Genomic DNA, 20,709 nt, shown 5'->3' on the forward strand with positions numbered 1-20,709 from the left:
GTACGAAAGCACTATGAAGATACGACTTCCGGGCCCGATCCGTGGTCCCGTCCTCAGCAGGTCGCGCGGTGCGGGAGTTCGGGGATGTAACGGGCCCATTCGTCGGCGTCGAGTCCCCGGCCGCTGACCGTGCAGGCGTTGCGGACCGGATCGGCGGCCAGGTCCTTCGGCACCGTGACGTCCCAGTGCGTGATGTTCCTGGTCGGGACATTGAGGCCGCCGCCGGTGGCCAGCGTGCGCCCGTCCGGGCTGAAGACCATGTAGAGGCTCTGCAGGTCGGGGTTCTTGAGGACGGCGTACCGCAGTGGGGTGCCGGGATCGACGATGTCCCACAGCACCACGGAGTTGTTCATGCCCGAGGTCGCGATGGTGCGCCCGTCGGGGCTGAACGACGACCAGAGAACCTGGCTGCTGAGGCCGGGCAGGACGCCGGTCCGGTGCGGCTGGGCCGGGTCGGCGACATCCCAGAGCATGGTGAGCCCTCTGTCGCTGGTGCCGACTGCCAGGCTGCGCCCGTCCGGGCTGAACTCGAGCGAGGAGGCGCTGTAGCCGGGATTCTCGGTGGGCGGAACCGAGATCAGCCGTACCGGAGCGGATTTGTTCGTGATGTCGAACGTGGTGACGTTGAAACCCTCGCCGACCGCCATCGTCTTGCCGTCCGGGGTGAACGCGATGGACATCAGCAACCGTCGGAGGGGGAGTTCGACGAGCTTGACGGGTCGCGTCCGGTCGGTCAGGTCCCACAGGGCGGTCTTGCCGTCGCCACGGCCGACGGCCATGGTCTTCCCGTCCGTGGTGAGCGCCGCCACCCAGACCGCCGCGGCTCCCACCTCCTCGATCCGGGACAGGACCCTGGGCTCGCCCGGCCGGCTGATGTCCAGGACGGTGAGCACGCCGACGGTGTTGAGGACGACCATGGTCCGGCCGTCGCTGCTGGTCATCATGCCTTCGAGCTCGCCGCTGCCCAGCGGCATGAGCGCACCGGGGACCGGCTTGGCGGGATCGGACAGATTCCACGACACGGCCGAACCGTCGCGTCCCGCGCCGATCAGCGATCGGCTGTCCGGCGCGAAGGCGAGCCCCATGAGCCGGTCCGGGAATGGGTTGGGAACGGTGGCGATCGGCTCCCGGGCGTATCGCCCGCGGATGTTCCACAGTGTCGCGGTCAGGCGGAAACCGGCGGTGGCCAGGACGCGCCCGTCCGGACCGAAGGTCATCGACCGGACCGGGCCGCCCCGCGTGAGCATCTTGGCGACCTGTGCCGACATCCACGGCCACCCGCCGTTGGGTTCGACGCTCAGCACCGTCGTGGTGCCGTCGGAGTCGCCGATGGCCAGGCTGTTGCCGTCGGGGTTGAACGCGAGCGCCGTGTGGTCGGTGTCGCCCGGCCCGCCGGGCTCGGAGTCACCCTGCCGCGGCTCGGCCGGGTCGGTCAGGTCGTAGAGGTAGATGTAGTCGTAGGGGCCCTCGACGGCCACGATCGGCAGCTTCGGGTTGAACTCGATGTCGCTCTCGCCGACCATGGTGCCGAAGTCGAAGGCGATCGTGGAGCGCCGCACCGGGGCGCTCCGGTCGGTCAGGTCCCAGACGTGGACCTTCTCGCCGCTGGTGACGGCGATCTTCGAATCCGGACCGAACTTCAGCGGGTACGCGCCGGTCAGTGTCGAGAGGGCGGCCGGCGCCGTGCCGGTGACGTCCCACAGGACGGTGTTCTTGTCCCGGTTGCTGGTCGCGACGGTCTGCCCGTCCGGGCTGAAGTTCACCGCCGTGATCCCCGCGGCGTCGGTCAGCGGGGTCAGTTCCGCCGGAGCGGCCGGGTTCGTGACGTCCCACCGTGCCGCCTCCGGTCCGCCGTCGAAGGCCACGAGGGTCTTCCCGTCACGGCTGGCCGCCAGCGTCCGGTCGGCGGTCCCACCGCCGGGCAGCACGGTGATCCGGACCGGTCTGGCCGGTTCGGTCGTGTTCCACAGCGTCACCGCTCCGCCGCTGCCACTGGTGGCGATCACCGCTCCGGCGAGCGCCTCGACATCGACCGCGTCGCTGAGGGAACCGGTGTACGGGGTCGACATGGCCAGGTGGCTGAGCTGCTCGCGGGTCGCCGGGTCGTCGTGCAGGCGCTGGGCGGCCGCGCCGAGCATGAGGGCCTTGCGCGGGTCGTCGGCGATCATCGCCCGGGCCCGTGCCATGAGCCGCTGGTTGATCACGATGCGCTGCTGCAGTTCCGCGGCCTCCCGCTGACGACGGGCCTCCTCGGCGGCCTCCCGGGCGAGCTGCTCCTGCTTCTTGCGCTCCTCCTCGGCCTTGCGGGCCTGCTCCTGGTGGTACTTGGCGAGCCTCTCCTGCTCCTTGGCGCGGGCCGTGGCCTGATTCGCAAGTTCCTGCTGGTAGCGGGCGATCGCCTTCTGCTGCTCGGCGTTCTCCTTCTGGCGTTCCGCGTCGGCCTTCTGCTGGTCCGCGTCGGCCCGGTACCGCCGCGCCGCGTCCTGTTCCCGCCGCGCCTCGGCGGTGGCCTCCTCGGCCAGCGACTGCTGCACCTTCGCCTCGGCGGAGGCCTCCCGGGCGAGTGTCTGGTGCTCGACGGCCAGCTGTTCCTGGCGCCGGGTCTCGGCCTGCGCCGCCCGCGCCCGGTCCTCGTGCACCTTGGCGTTCTCCTGCTGGCGGTGCGACTCCTCGGTGGCCTGTTCGGCGGTGCTGCGCTGCTCCGACGCCACCCGCTGCTGCAGCCGTGCCTCCTCGGCCGCGGCGTTGGCCCGGTCCGCGTACCGGACCGCGACGACGCCGGTCAGCGAGGCGACCAGGGTCAGCAGCACCAGCGTCGTCACGGCCACCGCAGACAGCCGCCGCGCCCGCCGGTGCTGCCGGACGTCCTCGCCCTCCAGCTCGTCCTTGCTCACCCCGTGCATCGGTGCGGCGAGCTGCGCGATGGCGTCGCGGAACCGGACGTGCTGCAGGTTGAGGTGCAGGTCGTCGCGGGCCCATCGCAGGTCCAGGAAGAGCGGCTCCTCGGCGAAGACGCCCCGCAGCGAGGTGGGCACCGCGGTCGACTCCGCCGTGAAGTCCCGGGCGGCGGGGTCCCAGTTCCACTCGCCGTCGGTCACCACCGGCAGGATGCGGTCCGGTGACTTCGTCGCGAGCCAGTGCTCGATCTCCCGGTTCACCCACGGCGAGTTCGCCGCCTCGGGCGACGCCAGCAGCACGAAGTGCCCCGAGCCGTCCAACGCCTCCTGGATCGACGTCCAGAGCTTCGGGGTGACCGCCAGCCCGGTCTGATCCCGGAAGATCCACAGGGCGCGACGGCGGTGCCAGGGCTTCGCCAATCGATGCAGACCCCGCTGTACGGCGGGCGCGAGCCGCCCGTCGGCGGCGTGGCTGTACGAGATGAACCCATCGAATGGCATTGCCGCCCCCGCGGTCGGTGTGATCGACGGGGGACGATTCTCCACGGAGGTGGGCCACGGGTAAAGCCGGGTGGAAAGAGGAACGCCCGGACCCGCGGTCAGCGGATCCGGGCGTCCCGTCGTCACGTGCTAGAGACGGTCCTCCACGGTGAGACGGAGGTACCCGTCGTCACCCTGCAGCGATTCCATCGTGGACCCCTCGGCCGGCTCGACCCGGATCGAGAAGGCCTCGCCCTCGACCAGGTCGAGGACGAGTTCCGGGCTGCCGGTCCAGTCGATCAGGGCGCGGACCGTCCGGCTCCCCGGAGCGGCCTCGACCAGGAACTCGCCGCCGTGGCGGAGCTCGCCGACCTGTTCGCCGTCGATCTCCACCCGGTACGCCCGGAACCTGTCCCGGAACTTCACCGCCGGCCGGTAGAACCGGATGGCCACCGGCCCCGAGTACGACCCCTTCGGCTGCGGCGAGCGTGCCGGACGCGGGGCGGTGACCCGGCGTTCGGCACGGCTCGCCGGGGGTGCCACCGGCACCGCCGCCGCCCCGGTACGCAGGTGCGGCGGCACCGCGAAGTCGAACAGGGGCAGCCAGGCCACCAGCGGTAGCGAGCAGGCCAGCGCGCCACCCAGCAGGACCAGTGAACGGGCCAGCCACAGCGATCCGTCCGACGCACCGCCGACCTCGGCGATGTCGATGTAGATCACCCCGGCGAAGACTGAGGTCAACGCCAGGATCATCGGCAGCCAGGCCCGGTTGCGCCAGCGAACCTCACTGGCCGACCAGGTCCCGCGCCACCATGCCGTGGTCCGCGTCAGGTAGAACACGCAGACCAGGAGACCGATGACGACGCACCAGAATCCGAAGTCGGCGTACCAGATCGCCGGATCGCCATTGCTTTCCATCGTTCAGCACTCTTCCGGTTGCGAGACGCTAATCGAACAGGGACCAGATCTTATCGACGGCCTTGTGTGCCAGACCGCCGCCGATCACACCGCCGACGGCGCCGCCGACGATACCTCCCACCAGGGCTCCGACCGGGCCGCCGATCGCCGCACCCGCGAGTGCGCCCATCTTGGCTCCGGCCGCCGCTCCGGCGAGTGCTCCGGCGAGGTTGGCGCCACCGGCCGCGATGGCCTGCCCTCGGCTCTTCCCCTGTTCCATCTCGGTGTTGTAGACGTCCACGGCGCCCACGACGTTGAGGGCCAGACCGATGCCGGGCACGACCTTCATGCCCTTCATGGACTGTTTGCCGAACGCGCTCGCTCCGAGCGGGATCCGTGGGGTGCGGAACTCCGCCGAACCGACCACGCCCTTGGCGAAGCCGTTCTTGTTGAACCACGTCTTCATCTTGAAGGCGTCCGCCTGGGTCGCCTTGTTCGAGTCGTAGAGGGCGTCGGCCATCCAGTGGTTCTTGAAGACGTTCGTGGCGTACTTGTTCTTCGCCACGTCCTCGGCGGCCATCTTCCCGGCCTCCGCGCCACCGGTCCATCCGTCGGTGATGGCACCGCATCCGGCCTGGTAGTAGGTGGCGACGGTGACCCAGGTGCACGGACCGGCGACACCGCCGCTCACCCCGCTGGCCAGCGGGTCCTTGAACTTCGGCTTCGGCGGGGGCGGGGGCAGGACCGGAGGCTTCGGCCGCGGGATCGGGACGTTGTACGACGGCGCGCCGCCGCCGGTGCTGGGCGTCCGCGATCCACCGGTGGTCGTCGAGCCGCTGCTCTTGCTGCCACCACCGTTGCCGTTGCCACTGCCGCTGCTGCCGCCACCGGTCTTCTTGCCGGTCGCGTCGCGGCCCGGGGCCCGATCCTCCGGGGGAAGCATCTTGCCGCCCGGGTCGCTGGACAGGATCGGGTTGCTGCCGGCGTAGGTGTAGCCGCCCAGCTGGTTCGGGTCGGACGGGTCGAGGACCGGGTCCGCGCTGATGAACCGTCCGAGGGCCGGGTCGTACTTGCGGGCGCCCAGATCGGAGTACCCGGTGGCCACGCTTTTCGGTTTACCGAGATAGCCGCGCGTCTGATCCGGCCATGGCGATGGATTCGCGGTGGTACGCGACTCACCGTACGGCTTCGTCTGCTGACGCGAGATCTGCTGGGTGGTGGTGTCCATGGCCAGCACACCGGTGCCGTGCCGGTCGTTGATCAGGTACTGGACGCCCCCGCCCGGCAGGGTGGACCGCACCGCGATGGCGTCGCTGTCGCCGCCGTGCGTGTAGGTGCGGACCGCGCCGAGGACCACCGCGGGCGTCACCGAGGTGTCCACGACGACCTGGGTGTCACCGGCGAACAGCGTGGTGCGGCCCGGGTCGCGGCGGATCAGCTGGTTGCCGTCCGCGTCGTACAGGTACTTGGTCACCGTGGAGCTGGCGCCGGTGGTGGTGACCTCGGCGAGCATGCCCTCGTCGTCCCACTTCAGGTTCTGCCCGTTACCGCTGGCGGCGGTCCTGGTGAGCAGGTTGCCCGAGACGTCGTAGACGAACGTGGTCGGATCCACGCCGGTCGTCGACGTGAGGGTGTGCGGCTGGGCGCCGGTGCGGTTGCAGCCGGTCGTGCAGCCGTTGGTGTAACCGGTGGTCACGTCCGCGCCACCGTTGGTGGAGTGCTCGACCATGCCGGTCCGGTTGCCGATGGCGTTGTAGCCGAACGACTGCCAGTAGGCGCCGGGCCCGGTCGCCAGCGTGCCGGCGGCCGGTTCGGCGGTGCCCGCGGCCGGGCAGGCGTCCTTGGCGGTCCACGCCTGCACCAGCCGGTTCAGGGCGTCGTAGCGGTAGCACTGCGTGTCGGTGAACGTGCTGCCGGTCTCGGACTGCTCGTTGACCACCGACAGCGGGTTGCCCGAGTCGTCGTACGAGTACTTCATCTCGTCGACGAGCGGGCCGATGCCCTGGCTGCGGTGCACGGTCCGGCCGGACAGGCGCAGCGTGTACTCGTCGTAGGAGTAGAGCACCTGGGCCTCGTTCGATGAGGCGCCCATGGTCACCCGGGACAGCTGACCGAAGTCGGTGTACAGGGTGCTGCCGATGTACGTCTCGATGCCGGCGGTCCGGGTCGGAGCACCGAGCAGGTTGCGTCCGTAGGAGATGGTTTCGCCGGGGAGACCGCCGACCGCGGGCGCCTCGTGCTGGGCCAGTGCCTCGGTGTCCTGCGTGTAGCGGAACTTGTTGGTGAACTCCAGCGGCAGCGGGCTCTCCACCGACGGCAGCGTGATCTTCTGCCCCAGCGGTTTGCCGAGCGTGCTGTAGCCGGTGTACGCGACGGTGTAGCCGCCGGTCACGCCGGACACGTACCGGGTCGTCGAGGTCGCCTTGCCGATCCGGAGCGTGTCGTACTCGTACGACACGAATTTGAAGTTGTTCCTGGATTTGTTGACCCCGGTCAGCTTCCGGCCGGCCAGGTCGTGGGTGTAGGTCAGTTCGATGCCGCGGGCGTCCTTGGTGGCGATGGTGTTACCCGCGTCGTCGTACTTCGTGTAGAAGAGACCGGTGTCCGGATCGGACTGCGAGATCTCGCGACCGCGCAGGTCGTACGTCCAGGACCAGGTCGTGTTGTCGGCACCGATGACCTTGGTACGCCGGCCGCTGTGGTCGTACTCGTACTTCGTGACGTTGGCCGTGCCGCCGGTGGCGGTGTACCCCGTCGTGTGGCTGCCGCCGATGGCCGGCGTGACGGTGTACTGCTTGAACTGCGTCAACCGGTCCCGCGCGTCGGTGACCTTGGTGTTGATGACGCCACCGGCCGGCGTGAACACGGTCTCGGTGTCACCCGTGTACGCCGTGCGGGTCTGCCACTTGGCCACACCCTTGTGGTGCTCGGTGACCCGGGTGGACTGGCCCAGCGCGTCGTAGTCGGTGGTCGTCGTGGCCGGGATCGAGACCTGCGAGAGACGGTCCGAGACCAGGCTGTCGGACGGGTTCCCGACCGCCGCGTAGGCGTTGTTGGTGAGCACGATCTGGCCGAGCGAGTCGTACTGGGTGTCGGAGACGACGACCGTGCCGTTCTCGCCGGTCTCCTGGGTCTCCAGCTTCCGCAGCATCGCGTCGTGGAGAACCTTGCTGACCCGGTACGCGGGCGCGTCCCCGAGCTCGGCGGCGTCGACGAGCGTCTTCGTGGTGGTGACGCTGGGCGAGGTGGCCGAGTTCTTGTACTCGTAGATCATGTTGGGCGGCGCGCCGTCCGCCTTGCTCTTGTTGGCGAGCCAGACCGCGGTGAGGCGGCCGAGCGAGTCGTACTTCATGGAGGTGACCCCGCCTGCGGCGTCGGTCTCGGTCATCACGTCGCCGCGGACCGGGTTGAGCACCTCGGTGGAGAGCTGACACTCCTTGCTCGACGTGGTGACCGCCGAGCAGTCGGTGCCGGCCTGGACCTGCGTCACCGTGGTGACGGTGACCGGCAGTGCACCCGAGGCCGGAGTGCGCCTGGTGAACACCGTCCGGGCCAGGCTCGTCGTGCCGTCGGCGGCCTTCGAGTTCGGATTGCGGGTCTCGGAGGTCTTGCGGCCGTACCCGTCGTAGGTACTCGTCGACGTGGTGAGGAACGCCGTGGCGGTGGCGCCCGTGGCGGTGGACGCCTCCTGCACCGCCGTGATGTCGCCACGGGTCGGGCGCGCCGGGTTCGTGGCACCGTTGACGGCGAACGGGTTGCCGTCGAACGACGACCGCGAGTGCGAGATCAGCGTGCCGGACGCGGTGGCCCCCGCGGTGGCGCAGTCCTGCTGCGTCACGATGACCTCGGCCGGCTTCACCACGGTGGCGGCGGTGCCGTCGAGATACTTCGTGAAGGTGCACTTGGCGACGTTGCCGGCCGCGCCGACCTCACCGCGGTCCACGTTCTGTACCGCCATGCCCGTGGTGCTCTGGCCCAGCGTGGTGTTGTAGAACGTCCGGCTCTCGGTGGTGCGCCAGCCGTAGGACACCCGCTCCCGGGCGACCTCACGGAACGGCCGGACCATGTTGGCGGTCAGCGCCGGCAGCCCGTCACGCGAACGCGACGCGGTGGGGCCGATGGCGGTGGGGACCGTCACCTTCGCGGAGTCGATCTCTCCGCCGACCCTGTCGAGCTTGACCACCTCGAACGTCTGACCGGCGAACCGGTTGTCGTCCGGGACCGAGATGGCGCCGTCGGTGCTGGTCAGGTTCTTCGCGGGGCGGGTCTTGCCGTCCGGCAGGGTGTCGCCGTTCATGCCCCGGAAGTAGTAGGTGGTCGACGAGGTCTTCTGGTCGTGAACGGGCTGGCCGTTGACGTAGTGGAAGACGGACGGGTCACCGGTACGCGTCTCCACCTCGCCGTAGCCACGGAACTGGCCCCAGGTCCGGTTCTTCTTCTTGACCAGCTCGTTGTCGTCGTAGTGCCAGGCCGCACCGCCCTTGTACAGGTATTCGGTGACCAGCTTGGGCTGGGTGCCGTCCTGGTAGGCGTTGTACTTGTCGATCGTGCTGACCCGCTTCACCGGGTGGGTGTAGAACCAGTCCAGCAGCGGCCGTGGCTGGCCCTCGGGCGCCCAGTACACCGGGAAGCAGGCGGTGGTGTTCGTGGAGGCGAACTCCTGCGCCTTGGTGTCCTTCTCGTCGTTCAGGTCGCTCGCCGGAACGCTGGAGCAGTTCGGCAGTTCGTAGTCGACGGTGGTCTCCGCACCGGCCTCGGACGTGACGTTGAGGATCCGGTTGTACTGCATCGGGGGCAGGCCCGGGACGGTGCCGACCCGGTTCGGCAGCTGGATCGGGTTGAAGCTGACCGTGCCGGCCGAGAGGTCCTTGTCGCCGCCGCCGAGCCGGTCGAGACCGGTGTGCTTGATGGACTCGAGCCACAGGGTCGGGGCGTGGTCGCCGCCGTCCGGGAAGGTCTGCACGAGGTCGTACCGGCTGACCGGCTTCATCGCGCCGTTGACCCGTGCCTGGGTGACGATCGAGGTGAGCCGCTTGCGCGACCAGAAGCTGGCGCCGAACTTGTCACAGTCCTTGCCGCTGACACAGTTCAGGTCGACCGGGGTGTCCGGCCAGTACTCCGGGTGGGAGTTGGTGAACTGCTCGTCGGTGCACTCGTTGCCGGCCGGGCGGCCGACGATGCAGCGCTCGTCGGTGTTGAAGACGATCTGCGCTGGTACGGCGGCCGAGAAGATCGTCGACGCGCGCATGCCGTAGTCGATGCGCTTGAGGAAACCGTCACGGACGTACGAGACCGGCTTGTCCTTCTTCTTGTTCGCGCCGTACAGGCCCATCTCCGGCGTGTAGAAGTACGCCGTGGCGTTGGTGTACGGGTCGACCACGTAGTCGAGGTTGAACCGGTATCCCAGGGTGCACGCGGTGTCGCCGAAGTCGCCGGTGGGGCAGTCGCTCACACCGCCGTTCGCCTTGTAGACCGGCATGGTCCAGACCGATCTGGTCTCCTCCTCGCCGGTCGCCCAGCCGGGCAGCCGGTTGAGGCCGAAGTAGTACTGGACGCCCTCGATGGTGACCCGGAAGTGCTCGCCGTTCTTGGTGCCGTTGGTGGCACCGCTCAGCCGCTCGATCTTCGTCTTGGAGTCGTCCTCGGCCGGGCGGAACGTCTTGGTGTCGTCGTCGTAGACGATCTGGGTCGACGAGCCGTCCAGCGACAGCGTGAGCAGCTGTCCGGCCCAGCAGACGTCACCGCTGCCGGTGGGCGCCCCGGAGTCCTTGACGTCCCGGCACCCCTTGTAGGTGCGCTCGATGTAGTGCTCGCTGCTCTTCCAGCCGTCGCCGATCCAGGACGACTGGTTGTTCGTCGCGGACGTCCGCGCGTCCACCGAGCTGGAGCTGTAGGACAGCTCGATCTCCGGTGCGGCGCCACCGAGCGGCGGCGGCGCGCTGATCGGGTACTTGTAGGTGAACGCGCCGGTGCTGCCGCCGCCGGACCACGAGCCGCCGGCCGAGAGGCTGGTGGCCGAGAAGTCACCGCTGGAGCCGTCGCTGGACGAGGTGGCCGCCAGCACCGACACCGAGCTCGCGCTCGTCAGCGACAGGTCGGCGGAGAGCGGCGTCCCGGGCTTGGTGGTCAGCGGGGTCTGTGTCCGGCACCGGTCCAGTTCCGGCGTGGTCAGGGCGCACGCGGGCAGCTGCACGAGGCGCAGCCGTGAGGCGTATCCACCGCCGTAGGCGTTGCGGAACGTCGAGCTGTCGACGTCGACGCCGACACCGCCCGTCCCTGCCGTGCTCTCCACGGTGAACAGGACGCCGGTGACGCCGGCGGCCTTCGCCTTCGACGGATCGACCGTGCTCACCCGGACCTGGGACGGCGCGGACCCGGAGGACGCGCGGGCCAGTGACACGGGGGTGTCGCCGGCGCGGACCCAGGAGCGGCTGTTCGCGGCCGAGGTGCCGCGTGCCGCGGCGGTCTCCGGCAGCTTGACGGTGGCCGACTTCGCCGCCGGCAGCTTCGACTTCGCGGAGGGGTCGAATTTCTTGTACGGCTTGGCGGTGGTGACCTTGCGTGCCTCCCGCGCCTTGCCGAGGGTGACCCGCTCCTGAGCGCTGGGCTTCGGGAACGGCTCCTTCCGTGGCGAGGCCGAGGCGGGAGCGGCGGTGTAGCCGAAGATTGCCGGTGTGATGAGTGTCAGCAGAATGGCGGCCACCGGTCGCCGCCATCGCCGCATCAATGACGTATTTCTACGTTTTTCGGGCAGCATCTGCCCGTAATTGGACAACACTGATGTAAGCCTTTCCCCGTTTGAAGAGTTCATCGTCCATTCAGCAAGCTCTGGGGTCGCTTGTGGAATGCGATGATCTTCGATCAAATACGGACAGCGTACGGGGGCCGAAACCGTTTGTCGTCGATGCTTCGGGGGCCCATAGTTACATTTACATAACGTAATTTCCTGCCTGCCAAAAGCATGCAAAGGGGGCGCCCGGCTATGCCGGACGCCCCCTTTGCCATGCGGTGTTACAGCGTGCTCAGCTCCCTCACCGTCTCCGGCGTGATCACGCCCTGGTAGGCCCGGACGGCGTCCAGGTCACCGGGGAAGAAGTCGCTCACGTGGTCGTCCCAGCGGGTGCGACCTGCTGTGAAGGCGCCCGCGGCGTGCCACGGCGTGCCGGACAGCTGACCCTCGCCGGCGAGCTCGCCACCGACGTACAACTGGATCTTGTTGGTGTTGGCGTCGAAGGTCGCCGCCAGGTGGGTCCAGGTGTTCAGCTGGACCTCGGCGGGGGCCTGGGCGATGGCCACACTGGGCAGTGCGGTATCGGTCTCCATCATCATGAACCGCCAGCACTTGCAGTCGTTGCCGCGCTGGAGCATGAACCGTGCGGAGTGCTGACCATCCTGGCTCAGCGCCGTGTGGTTCCAGGTTCCGGCGGTCAGCCGTGCCCAGGTCGAGACCGAGAACGACTGATCGGTGCGCAGCAGAGCCGGCGAGGTGACGTGTGCCGTGGTGCCGTTGAGACGCACGGCGCCGACGTCCCCGAAGTCGTTGTAACCCGGGTACGTGTACGCCGCGCCGCCGGTGAGCGAGCCGTCGTTCTCGTGGAAGCTCCAGTCCTTGGCGATCGTGGTGTCGCTGTCGTCCTCGAACTGCCAGTTGGCCATCAGCTCGGGCTCGGCGTACGTGGCGATCTCCGCCTCGTTGGTGGCCCGGTTCCACACCCGGACGTCGGCGATGTCACCGGCGAACCAGGTGCTGCCGCTGCGGCCGATCCACGTCGGACCGCCCAGGTCGTTGAACGTGGTGACCTCCTCGACCGAGGTGTCGGCCGTGCCGTTGACGTACAGCGTCAGTGATTTGAGCTCCGCGTCGAAGACCGCGGCCAGGTGGGTCCACACCCCGGCCTTGGCGGGCTCGGACGACTCCGCGTTGTGCCAGACGATGTCGTCGCCGGAGGTGGCCGACGGCATCTGCGCCAGCCACCGGTCGGTGGAGGCCTGGTACTGGAAGTACAGCGAGGAGTGCCCGCTGGCGTCCCGAGTGAAGATGGTGCGGTCGGCACCCTTGTCGGTCAGCCGGACCCAGGAGCTCACCGTGAAGCTGCGTGTGGTGTTGAGCATCAGGTCCGTACTCGCGTAGCTGCTCACGCCGTTGAACTTCGCGGCCTTACGGGTGGTCAGTGGACCGTCCGTCCAGGCAACGTCGGTGAGCGTCGCGGGGTTGAGCGTGCGGTCCGAGCCGACGCCCCAGCCGGTGTCGCGGGCCGTGGTGCCGGTGCCGTCGTCGAACTTCCACTCGGCCACGGCCTCCTGGACCGGGGTCGGGTCGTCGACGATCCAGTCCGACGGATCCGCGTCGATGACGTACTGCTGGGCGAGCGTCACGTAGTAGTAGTCGCTCGGGTAGGTGTTGGCGCCGTCGACCCACAGGTAGTCGTCGTGGATCTTGTCGGACAGGTGGTCGCCGTCGACCGACACCGCCGCCGCGAAGTTGATCACGCCGTCGGCGTAACCCTGCAGCTGATCCGAGGAGGGGTCGCTGCCGAGGATGAACTCGTTGACGATCTCCCGGGCCGCCTCCTGTACTGCCGTCGGCGTCTTGGCGAACGGCGGCAGCGTGGCCACGTAGACCTGCAGCCCACCGGTCTTGTTCTGCAGGGTGACGGCCGGGTTCGACGCGTCGTCGGTCTTGAACTTCCGCAACTGCGAGGTGAGCGCGATGAGCCTGTTCCTGACCGGCGCGGCACAGGCCTCCGCGGTGGTGGCGGTGCAGGCCAGCAGATCGCTGGAACCCGCCGAGACGAGCACGGTCCGGACGTTGCTCTGGCTGAGGATCGCCCGGTCGACGACGGCGATGGCGTTCTCCGGCGTCACGGCTCCACCGACCGGCAGGCCGCCCCGGTTGCCCCAGGAGGCGCTGCCGAGGTTGAGCACACCGAACGGCACGGTTCCGCTGCCGTTCGGCTCGTTCACCAGTTGCTCGGTGATCCGGCTGTTGAGCTGGCTCTCGCCGTTGCCGCCCGCGGTGTCACCGTTGATCGTCTGGTCACCGAACAGCACCAGCGCACCGGACGGGTTCGCCGCCGGGGTGGTGACGTCGATGCCCGCCACGAACGGGACACCGATGATCGTCGACTTGGTGAAACTGGTGCCCGCCTGCTCACCGGTGTGGTCGACGTTGTCCGCGGCGGTCACGTAGATCGGCGTCTTGCCGTCCTGGTGACCTGGCACCGTGGTGATGTTGCCGCGGACCTTGGCACTGATCAGCACCATGGCACGGTCCGGGGCACTGAACGCGACCGGATCGCTGAGAACATCGGCGCCGGCCGCGATTGTGACCGATTTCGATCCGCCGAAGGTCAGCGACACCGGCGCGGCCGCGGCGTTCGCCTCGCCCGTGGTGGTGTTCCGCAACGCGATCGACACCGCGTCCAGGGTGACCGGGGTCTTGCCGAGGCTGTTCGCCAGGCGCACCCGGACCCGCTGGTCGTCACCGCGGGTACCGATGCTCAGGTGCGCGGGGATGCGGACGGTCTGGTTGTTGAGCGTCGCGTTGACGGTCGCGGCGCCCGGGGTCGGGTACGACTGGACGTTGGCCGAGTCCTGCGCCGCGGCCCAGCTGCCCACCCAGCGCAGCGCGGAGGTGCCGCTGCCGGTGGCCGACGTCGGGCGGATGCCCAGGCCGAGGAAGTGCAGCGTCGGACGGCCGCTCTGGGCCACGTTGGTGACCACCGGCAGCGTGATGCTGGAGACCTGCGCGCCCGGGCAGGCCAGCGGCACACTTGTCGCGAACATGCTGATCGGCAGGGCGCCCCGCGTCGCGTTGCTCTTGTTGTACGTCGGCGCCGTGAACACCGCCTCGTTGGCCGGTGTCGCCGCCCAGTCGGCGAGCGACTGCAGGGTGTACGACTGGCTCTTCATCCCGCAGCTGGTCGTGGCGTAGTTGATCGTGCCACTGGCGTTGCGGGCCGGGCCGTTCGTCGTGAAGCCGACCAGTACCAGGGCGTTGCCCCGGTTCACCACACCGGTGCTCGGCACGGTGACGACCTGCCCGGAGGAGAGCATGTTGTCGTTCTTGCCGTCGCCGAACGTGGCCGGCAGCTTGATCGGGGCGCCGTTCACGGTGACCGTGCCACCCGGGTTCCAGCCCGCGGCCTTCAGGTGCGCGGCCTCGAAGCTGTAACCGACACCGTCGGCGTTCGCCGCGGTGACGGTCGGCGTGGTGCCCTCGGTCAGCGTGCTGATCGCGGCGTTGTTCAGGCAGCCCGTGGTGTTGTTGATCGGGCACGTCGGCACCGGGGCGAGCCGCAGTACGTCGATGCCGGCCTGGTAGGCGGTGGACGAGGCGTTCTTGCCGGTCACCGTGAGGGTGATGGTGTGCACGCCCTTGTCCAGCACCCGGGCGGTGCCGTTGCCGTCCCGGATGACCCCGAAGCCCTTGAACTTCGTGGCACCCCGGACGTTGTACGCGTCGAAGCCGGTCACCAGCGTCGTCTCGGACGCCCACCCCTTGTCCAGGGTGAGGTTGTAGGTGCCGTAGTCGGGCGCGGTCATCAGGCTCGCGCCGAGCTCCCACAAACCCTGCTGGGGGACGTTGAAGTAGAACGTCGCGCTGTCACCGACGGCCACCTTGCTGGTCGTGCTCTTGTTGCCGAGCATGGCCTGGTAGCCGCTGTAGAAGTACCAGCCGGTGAAGTGGATCTGGCTGACCAGCTGGCCGCCGGTGCTGGTCGTGGTCGCCTTCGGCACCGTGGTGTAGGTGCCGTCGGTGTTCCAGGCCGACCACCCGTCGATCATGTTGTTGCCCGGCGCGTAGAACGGCGTCGACGTGCCGGCGTAGAAGCTGTACGTGGTCTGCGGGGAGGTCGATCCGGCCTGGTCGACCGCCTTGGCGAATACCCGGTGCGCCCCCGCGGTGCCCGGGGCGAAGGAGAGCCCGGCGGTGCCGTTGATGACGGTGGTGCCGTAGCCCCATCCGTTGTCGGCCTTGGCGAAGTAGATCGTGCCCGGCGTGGGCACGGTCGTCGACGTCCACGCGGTGCCCTTGTTCGCCGCGTAGGTGACGTTGGCCAGGTCACCGTCGAGCGAGAACAGGTAACCGATGACGTTGTTGGTCTTGTCGTTGCCGAGCTGGAACAGGCCCTTGTCGGTGTAGGAGCCGCCCATCGCGTCCGGCGGGAACTGGGCCGAGACGACCGTCGGGGCCTTCGGGGCCGTGGTGTCGACGGTGAACGTCTGGGTCTGCGACCAGACGCCGCCCCACACCCCGGACGCGTTCTTGATCGCGGCCTTCCAGGTGTAGGTGCCGTCCGCCAGCGCCGGGGTGATCGTCCACGAGCTGCCGTTGAGGTTGTAGCCGGACGCCGGCCCGTACCCGGATCGGATCTTGGTCCCGGCCTTGTCGAACACCTGGTAGGCGATCTGGACGTTCTCCTGCAGCCCGTTCATCTTCGGGCTGTAGCCGTGCGCCGTGATCGTCGGCGTCTTCGACGTGGTCAGGATCCGGCCCTGGTCCAGCACCGACGGGGCGATCTTCGGGTTGCCGGTGCCGTTGGTGAACTTCGGCTTGTAGCTGTAGCGCACCGACAGCGTCGCGCCGCCGCCGTAACCCAGCTGCTTCCAGTTGTACTTGTCGTCCATGTTCTTGGCCTCGACCATGAACGTGGCGTTGCTGGCCTTGTCCGTCTGGGCGACGGTCTTGATGTGGCTCAGCACGTTGAACTTGAAGCTGGCGGGGCTGGGCCGCACCTTCTTGGTGCCGCAGTCGAGCTCCTGGCCGTTGATCGTGGAGAGCACGCCGGTGCGCTTGCCCGGCTGCTTGCCCCAGTTCAGGCCGGAGGAGTTCCAGCTGGCGATGCTGCCCATGCCGTAGATCACGGCCGCGGTGTTGTAGCAGGACGCCGACCAGCGGTGCACCACGTACATGTTGGCTTCGAAGATCTCGGCGCCACGGATGCCGGAGGTGTTCATCTGGTAGTAGGTGCGGGCCCGCTCGGCGTCGCCACCCGGCCAGTTGTCGTAGCCGATCCGGGCGCTGGTCGAGCCGGTCGTCGACGTCGAGTTGTAGACGTTCCAGCCGTTGCTGGAGATCCGGGCCCACTTCAGCTGCGACTTGCCGGGGGAGCCCGACCAGTACGGGTCGATGTAGACCGGGTACTTGGTCGACTTGGCGGTCAGCAGCTGCTGGTCCGGGACCAGGATCTGCTTGCCGCCCTCGATGTCGACCTTGACCTTGGCGCGGTTGCGCCCCATCTCGCCGGCGGCGATCCGGGCTTCCTGGGGGGTGAGGTCCGGACCGGGCGCCGGCTCGGTGCTGCCGTCCGCCGGGGTGCTGTCCCACATCAGCGCGGTGTCGGTGTGGAAGATCCGCTCCCCGGACTTGGTGTCGACCGCCTCGGCGCCGCCGTTGCTGGTCTCGCCGAGCTTGACGCCGGTGCCGGTCAGACCGAAATCGATCGTCTTGAGCTCGGGGTTCCTCGCTGCCTCGGGCGTCTTCACCACGAGCATCGAGGAGTAACCGGTCGCGTCCGCGATGACCTGCAGATCGACGTCCGGCAGCACGTTCCGGTACGTGGCCGTGTCACCCGAGACGACCGCCGGCGGCAGCTCGGAGTCCCAGGAGAACTTGAGCGTCTTGCCGTTCTCGTTCATGGACAGCAGGTTCTTGCTGCCACCCGCCGAGATCGACAGCCTGGTGTTCGCCGCCTTCGGGGCGAAGCTGCCGTCCTTCTGCTTGACGAGGGTGGTGTCGACGGGCACCCAGGCGCCGTTCTGCTTCACCCGCTGCGGGGTGGAGGAGAAGATCGCCGTGAGCGAGCCGTCCGGGTTGGCCGACGTTGTCGAGTACTCGTCGGTCAGCGACGGGACCGGGGTCGGCTCGCCGCCGGAGCGGGCCTCGCCGATCGCCGTGGCGACCGGGTCGGCCGGAGCCTGTGGGGTGAGTGCGGGCTGGTGGGGAGCTTGCGCCTGCGCCGGTGGCGACACGGCGACCGCTCCCGCTGTGAGCAATGTGGCGACCGCCGTGACCAGAGGCAGGCGGCGCCGATGCGTCAGTCGAGACGACATGGTGCCTCGGAAGACCCTTCTGTCAAAAGAGAAATGGGGAGTACGAGAGAAGCGCGATCTTGAAGCGCGCGGGGGACATCGTAAGGCCGGACCGATCGAGCGATGTGTTGGTCCGATCCGGACACTCTGCCGCCCTCGCGAAGATCGCGCTGCCCCGTTCCGGAGTCGGATCGCCGTCACATCGATCGATGGCCCCGGTCCCGTTGGCCTGCGCACTCGGGTGAGCAGCACGGATGTGGATCATGCGATTCGGCGCTGTGATCTAAAACCGACAAATCAACTTCTGTCCATGCGGCTCGGCCGGCACTGATCGACGGAGCGCGAGCCGCACAATGGCGCCGTGGATCACATCGGGCACTGGGCGCGGATCGTGGCGGGGATCACCGGTCGCGGACCGCGCGAGCGGCGGCTGCGAGCCGCCGTGGACGGGCGGAACGTGCTGGTCACCGGTGCCTCCGAGGGGATCGGGGAAGCCACCGCGCGCCGGCTCGCGGCGGCCGGCGCCACCGTGCTGCTCGTGGCGCGCACCGTCGACCGGCTGGAGCGCGTCCGTGACGACATCGTCGCCGCCGGCGGGCGTGCCTTCGTACATCCGGCCGATCTGTCCTCCCCGGACGCGGCGGCCGCGCTCGCCGCCGGCCTGCTGGCGAAGCACCGCCGGATCGACGTCGTGGTGAACAACGCCGGCCGGTCCATCCGGCGGCCGGTCGCCGACACCTTCGACCGGTTCCACGACATCGAGCGGACCATGAACCTCAACCACCTCGGCCCGGTCCGCCTGCTGCTCGGCCTTCTGCCGGCGATGCGTGCCGAGGGCGGCGGGCACGTCGTCAACGTGTCCACGGCGGGGCTGGCGACACACACGCCGAACTGGTCGGCGTACCACTCCTCCAAGGCGGCGTTCGACACCTGGCTGCGTGGCGCCGCCGTGGAGTTGCGGCGGGACGGGATCACGGTCGGTACGACGTACCTCGGTCTGGTCCGCACCCGGATGATCGCGCCGACCCGGCAGTACCGCCGGGCTCCGGCGATGTCGGCGGACGAGGCCGCGGGTGTCGTCTGCCGCGCCGTCGCGTACCGACGCTCGTGGTGGCCCTGGTGGGCTCGGATCGGCGCGGTCGTGTCCGCGGCGGCGCCCCGCACCGTCGAACGGGTTCTCGTGCTCGGCGCCCGGATGCTCGAGACGATCGAGCCGGTACGGGCGCTCGCGCCGACCGGCCTGTGGCAGCCCGGACGGCTGACCCGGCTGATGCTCGCGAGCCACCGGCACGGGCGCAGCCTCGCCACGGCCGTCGCCGCGGGACCGCCCGACGGGATCGCGCTGATCGACGGCTCCGGGCCGGTCACCTACCGGGAGCTGGACACCCTGGCCGGAACCTGCGCGGCGAACGCGGCCGCCGGACTCGGCCTGCGGGCCGGGGACCGGGTCGCGCTCGCGGCGGCCGGGCACCGGGGCTTCGTGGCGGCGGCGGCCGGTCTGGCCCGGCTCGGCGCCGACGTGATCCTGCTGGCCCCGGACCTGCCCGCCGGACGGGCCGCCGAGGTGCTGTCGGGGGAGCGGGCCGCCGCACTCGTGCACGAGCCCGCCGGGGTGGGCGGCGACGTACCGTCGATGACCCTGCCCGAGCTGCTCGCCGTAAACGCGTCGCATCCCGCACCCCCTCGCCCGCCGCGCCCCGGGCGCACGTTCGTGATGACCTCGGGCACGACCGGCGTGCCGCGCAGTGTCTCCCGGCCGCTGACCGCACGCATGCTGCTCGGCCCGGTCACCACCCACCTGCGCCTGACCCCGGTGCGCCGCGGCGAGCCGATCGTGGTGGCGACCCCGCCGCACCACGGATACGGCCTGACCTATCTCTCCGCCGGGCTGGTCCTGGGCGCGCCGGTGGTCCTGACGTCCGGCGGTGACCCGGAGCGGATCCTCCACGCGGTCGCCGAGCATCGCGCCGGTCTGCTTTTCGCACTGCCGATCCAGCTGCGCCGGATCTGTGACCTGCTCCCCGAACGGTGGCCTGCTCTCGACTCGCTGCGCGCCGTGATCAGCGGGGCCGCCCCACTCCCCGCCGACCTGTGCGAACGGCTGCGGGAGCGGTTCGGTGACCGGATCTTCAACATGTACGCCACCACCGAGGCCGGCTGGGCGGCGATGGCCGGCCCGGCCGATCTGCGGGCGGCGCCCGGCACTGTCGGACGTCCCCCGCGCGGAGTGCGCGTCCGGATCACCGGACCGGGCGGCACGACGCTGCCACCGGGACGGATCGGGGAGATCCGGGTCCGGGGCTGGCATCCGGACGGGCGCTGGTTCGCGACCGGCGACCTCGGGCACCTCGATCCAGCAGGGCGGCTGTTCGTCGACGGACGGCTCGACGACATGATCGTCTCGGGTGGCGAGAACGTGTACCCGGGGCCGGTCGCGGCCGTCCTGACCGGCCATCCCGACGTGGCCGACGTGCTGCTGGAGCCGGTTCCCGACACCGAGTTCGGGCAGCGGCTGCGGGCCACCGTGGAGGTGCGTCCCGGCGGGGAACTCACCGCCGAGCGGCTGCGGGAGTGGCTGGAGCCGAAGCTCTCCCGGGCGGAGCGGCCACGTGACATCACCGTCGTCACCGAGCTACGTCGCAACGCGGCCGGCAAACCGATCCGCGGGGCTGATGACTAGCTGGTACGTGGGTTACCGTGCCTCCTCCGACGTGGCCGTTCCCCGGTCGCGTCCCCTGCACGCCCTGGAGGCACGGGCCCAGATGAGCCACCCCACCCCGGACGGGAACCCGCCGTACCAGCCCCGGCCGGCCTCGCCGCAGCCGTACCCGCCGCAGCCGTACCCGCCGCAGCCCTACTCGCCGGAGCAGTACTCACCGGAGCAGTACTCACCGCAGCCTTACTCGCCGCAGCCCTTCAAGGTCGATCCGTATCAGCCTCTGCCGGTGCCCTACGCCGCGTACAGCCCGGTTCCCCAGGCGGGGCCGGTCGCGTTCGACCTGGTCTCGCGGGGCGGGCGGCTGGGCGCGGCCCTGCTCGACAACCTGCTGTTCCTCGTGACGCTCGGTATCGGCTGGCTGATCTGGTCGCTGGCCGTCTACGACCGTGGCCAGACGCCGGCCCGTCAGCTGCTCGGGCACGTCGCCGTCGACTCGACGACCGGGCAACCGCTGAGCTGGGGGCGTACGGCGCTGCGCGAACTGGTGCTCAAGGGACTCGTCGGCTACTTCGCCACCACGTTCACCTGCTACGTGTACTTCCTCGTCGACTCGCTGATGATCTTCAACGACCGGCGGCAGACCCTGCACGACATGATGGCGTCGTCGCTCATCGTGCACCGGCGTCCCGGGTAGCGGCCCCGTTCTCGCAGAACACACCTCCTCACCTCGGGCGACGCGGT

General features: G+C 69.4%; 6 protein-coding genes. 2 read left to right on the forward strand and 4 right to left on the reverse strand.

The window, feature by feature from the left end; translation table 11 throughout:
- Positions 1–53: 53 nt before the first annotated feature.
- From CLV67_RS27670 to CLV67_RS27685, 4 genes are all read right to left on the reverse strand, one after another.
- Positions 54–3,398, reverse strand: a complete 3,345-nt coding sequence (locus tag CLV67_RS27670) for a TIR domain-containing protein (protein WP_106323432.1) — start codon at positions 3,396–3,398, stop codon at positions 54–56.
- Between the two features lie 129 nt (positions 3,399–3,527).
- Positions 3,528–4,295 carry a hypothetical protein gene (locus tag CLV67_RS27675; protein ID WP_106323434.1) on the reverse strand — a complete coding sequence of 256 codons (768 nt, stop codon included), beginning with the start codon at positions 4,293–4,295 and terminating at the stop codon, positions 3,528–3,530.
- A gap of 28 nt (positions 4,296–4,323) precedes the next feature.
- Positions 4,324–10,977 (reverse strand): RHS repeat-associated core domain-containing protein, encoded by a 6,654-nt coding sequence (locus tag CLV67_RS27680; protein WP_170154022.1) that lies wholly within the window; start codon positions 10,975–10,977, stop codon positions 4,324–4,326.
- A 308-nt stretch (positions 10,978–11,285) separates the two neighbouring features.
- Entirely contained in the window at positions 11,286–17,330 is a 6,045-nt protein-coding gene (locus CLV67_RS27685) for a LamG-like jellyroll fold domain-containing protein (protein ID WP_146169309.1), read from the reverse strand.
- A 340-nt stretch (positions 17,331–17,670) separates the two neighbouring features.
- Here CLV67_RS27685 and CLV67_RS27690 point away from each other — a divergent pair, with 340 nt between their 5' ends.
- A complete protein-coding gene (locus tag CLV67_RS27690; protein WP_106323441.1) occupies positions 17,671–19,989 on the forward strand; it encodes an SDR family NAD(P)-dependent oxidoreductase in 2,319 nt (772 codons plus the stop codon).
- Positions 19,982–20,662 (forward strand): RDD family protein, encoded by a 681-nt coding sequence (locus CLV67_RS27695; protein ID WP_146169310.1) that lies wholly within the window; start codon positions 19,982–19,984, stop codon positions 20,660–20,662. Before CLV67_RS27690 ends, CLV67_RS27695 begins: the two co-directional genes overlap by 8 nt.
- Positions 20,663–20,709 lie beyond the last annotated feature (47 nt).

Source organism: Actinoplanes italicus (assembly GCF_003001815.1).
GTDB lineage: Bacteria > Actinomycetota > Actinomycetes > Mycobacteriales > Micromonosporaceae > Actinoplanes > Actinoplanes italicus.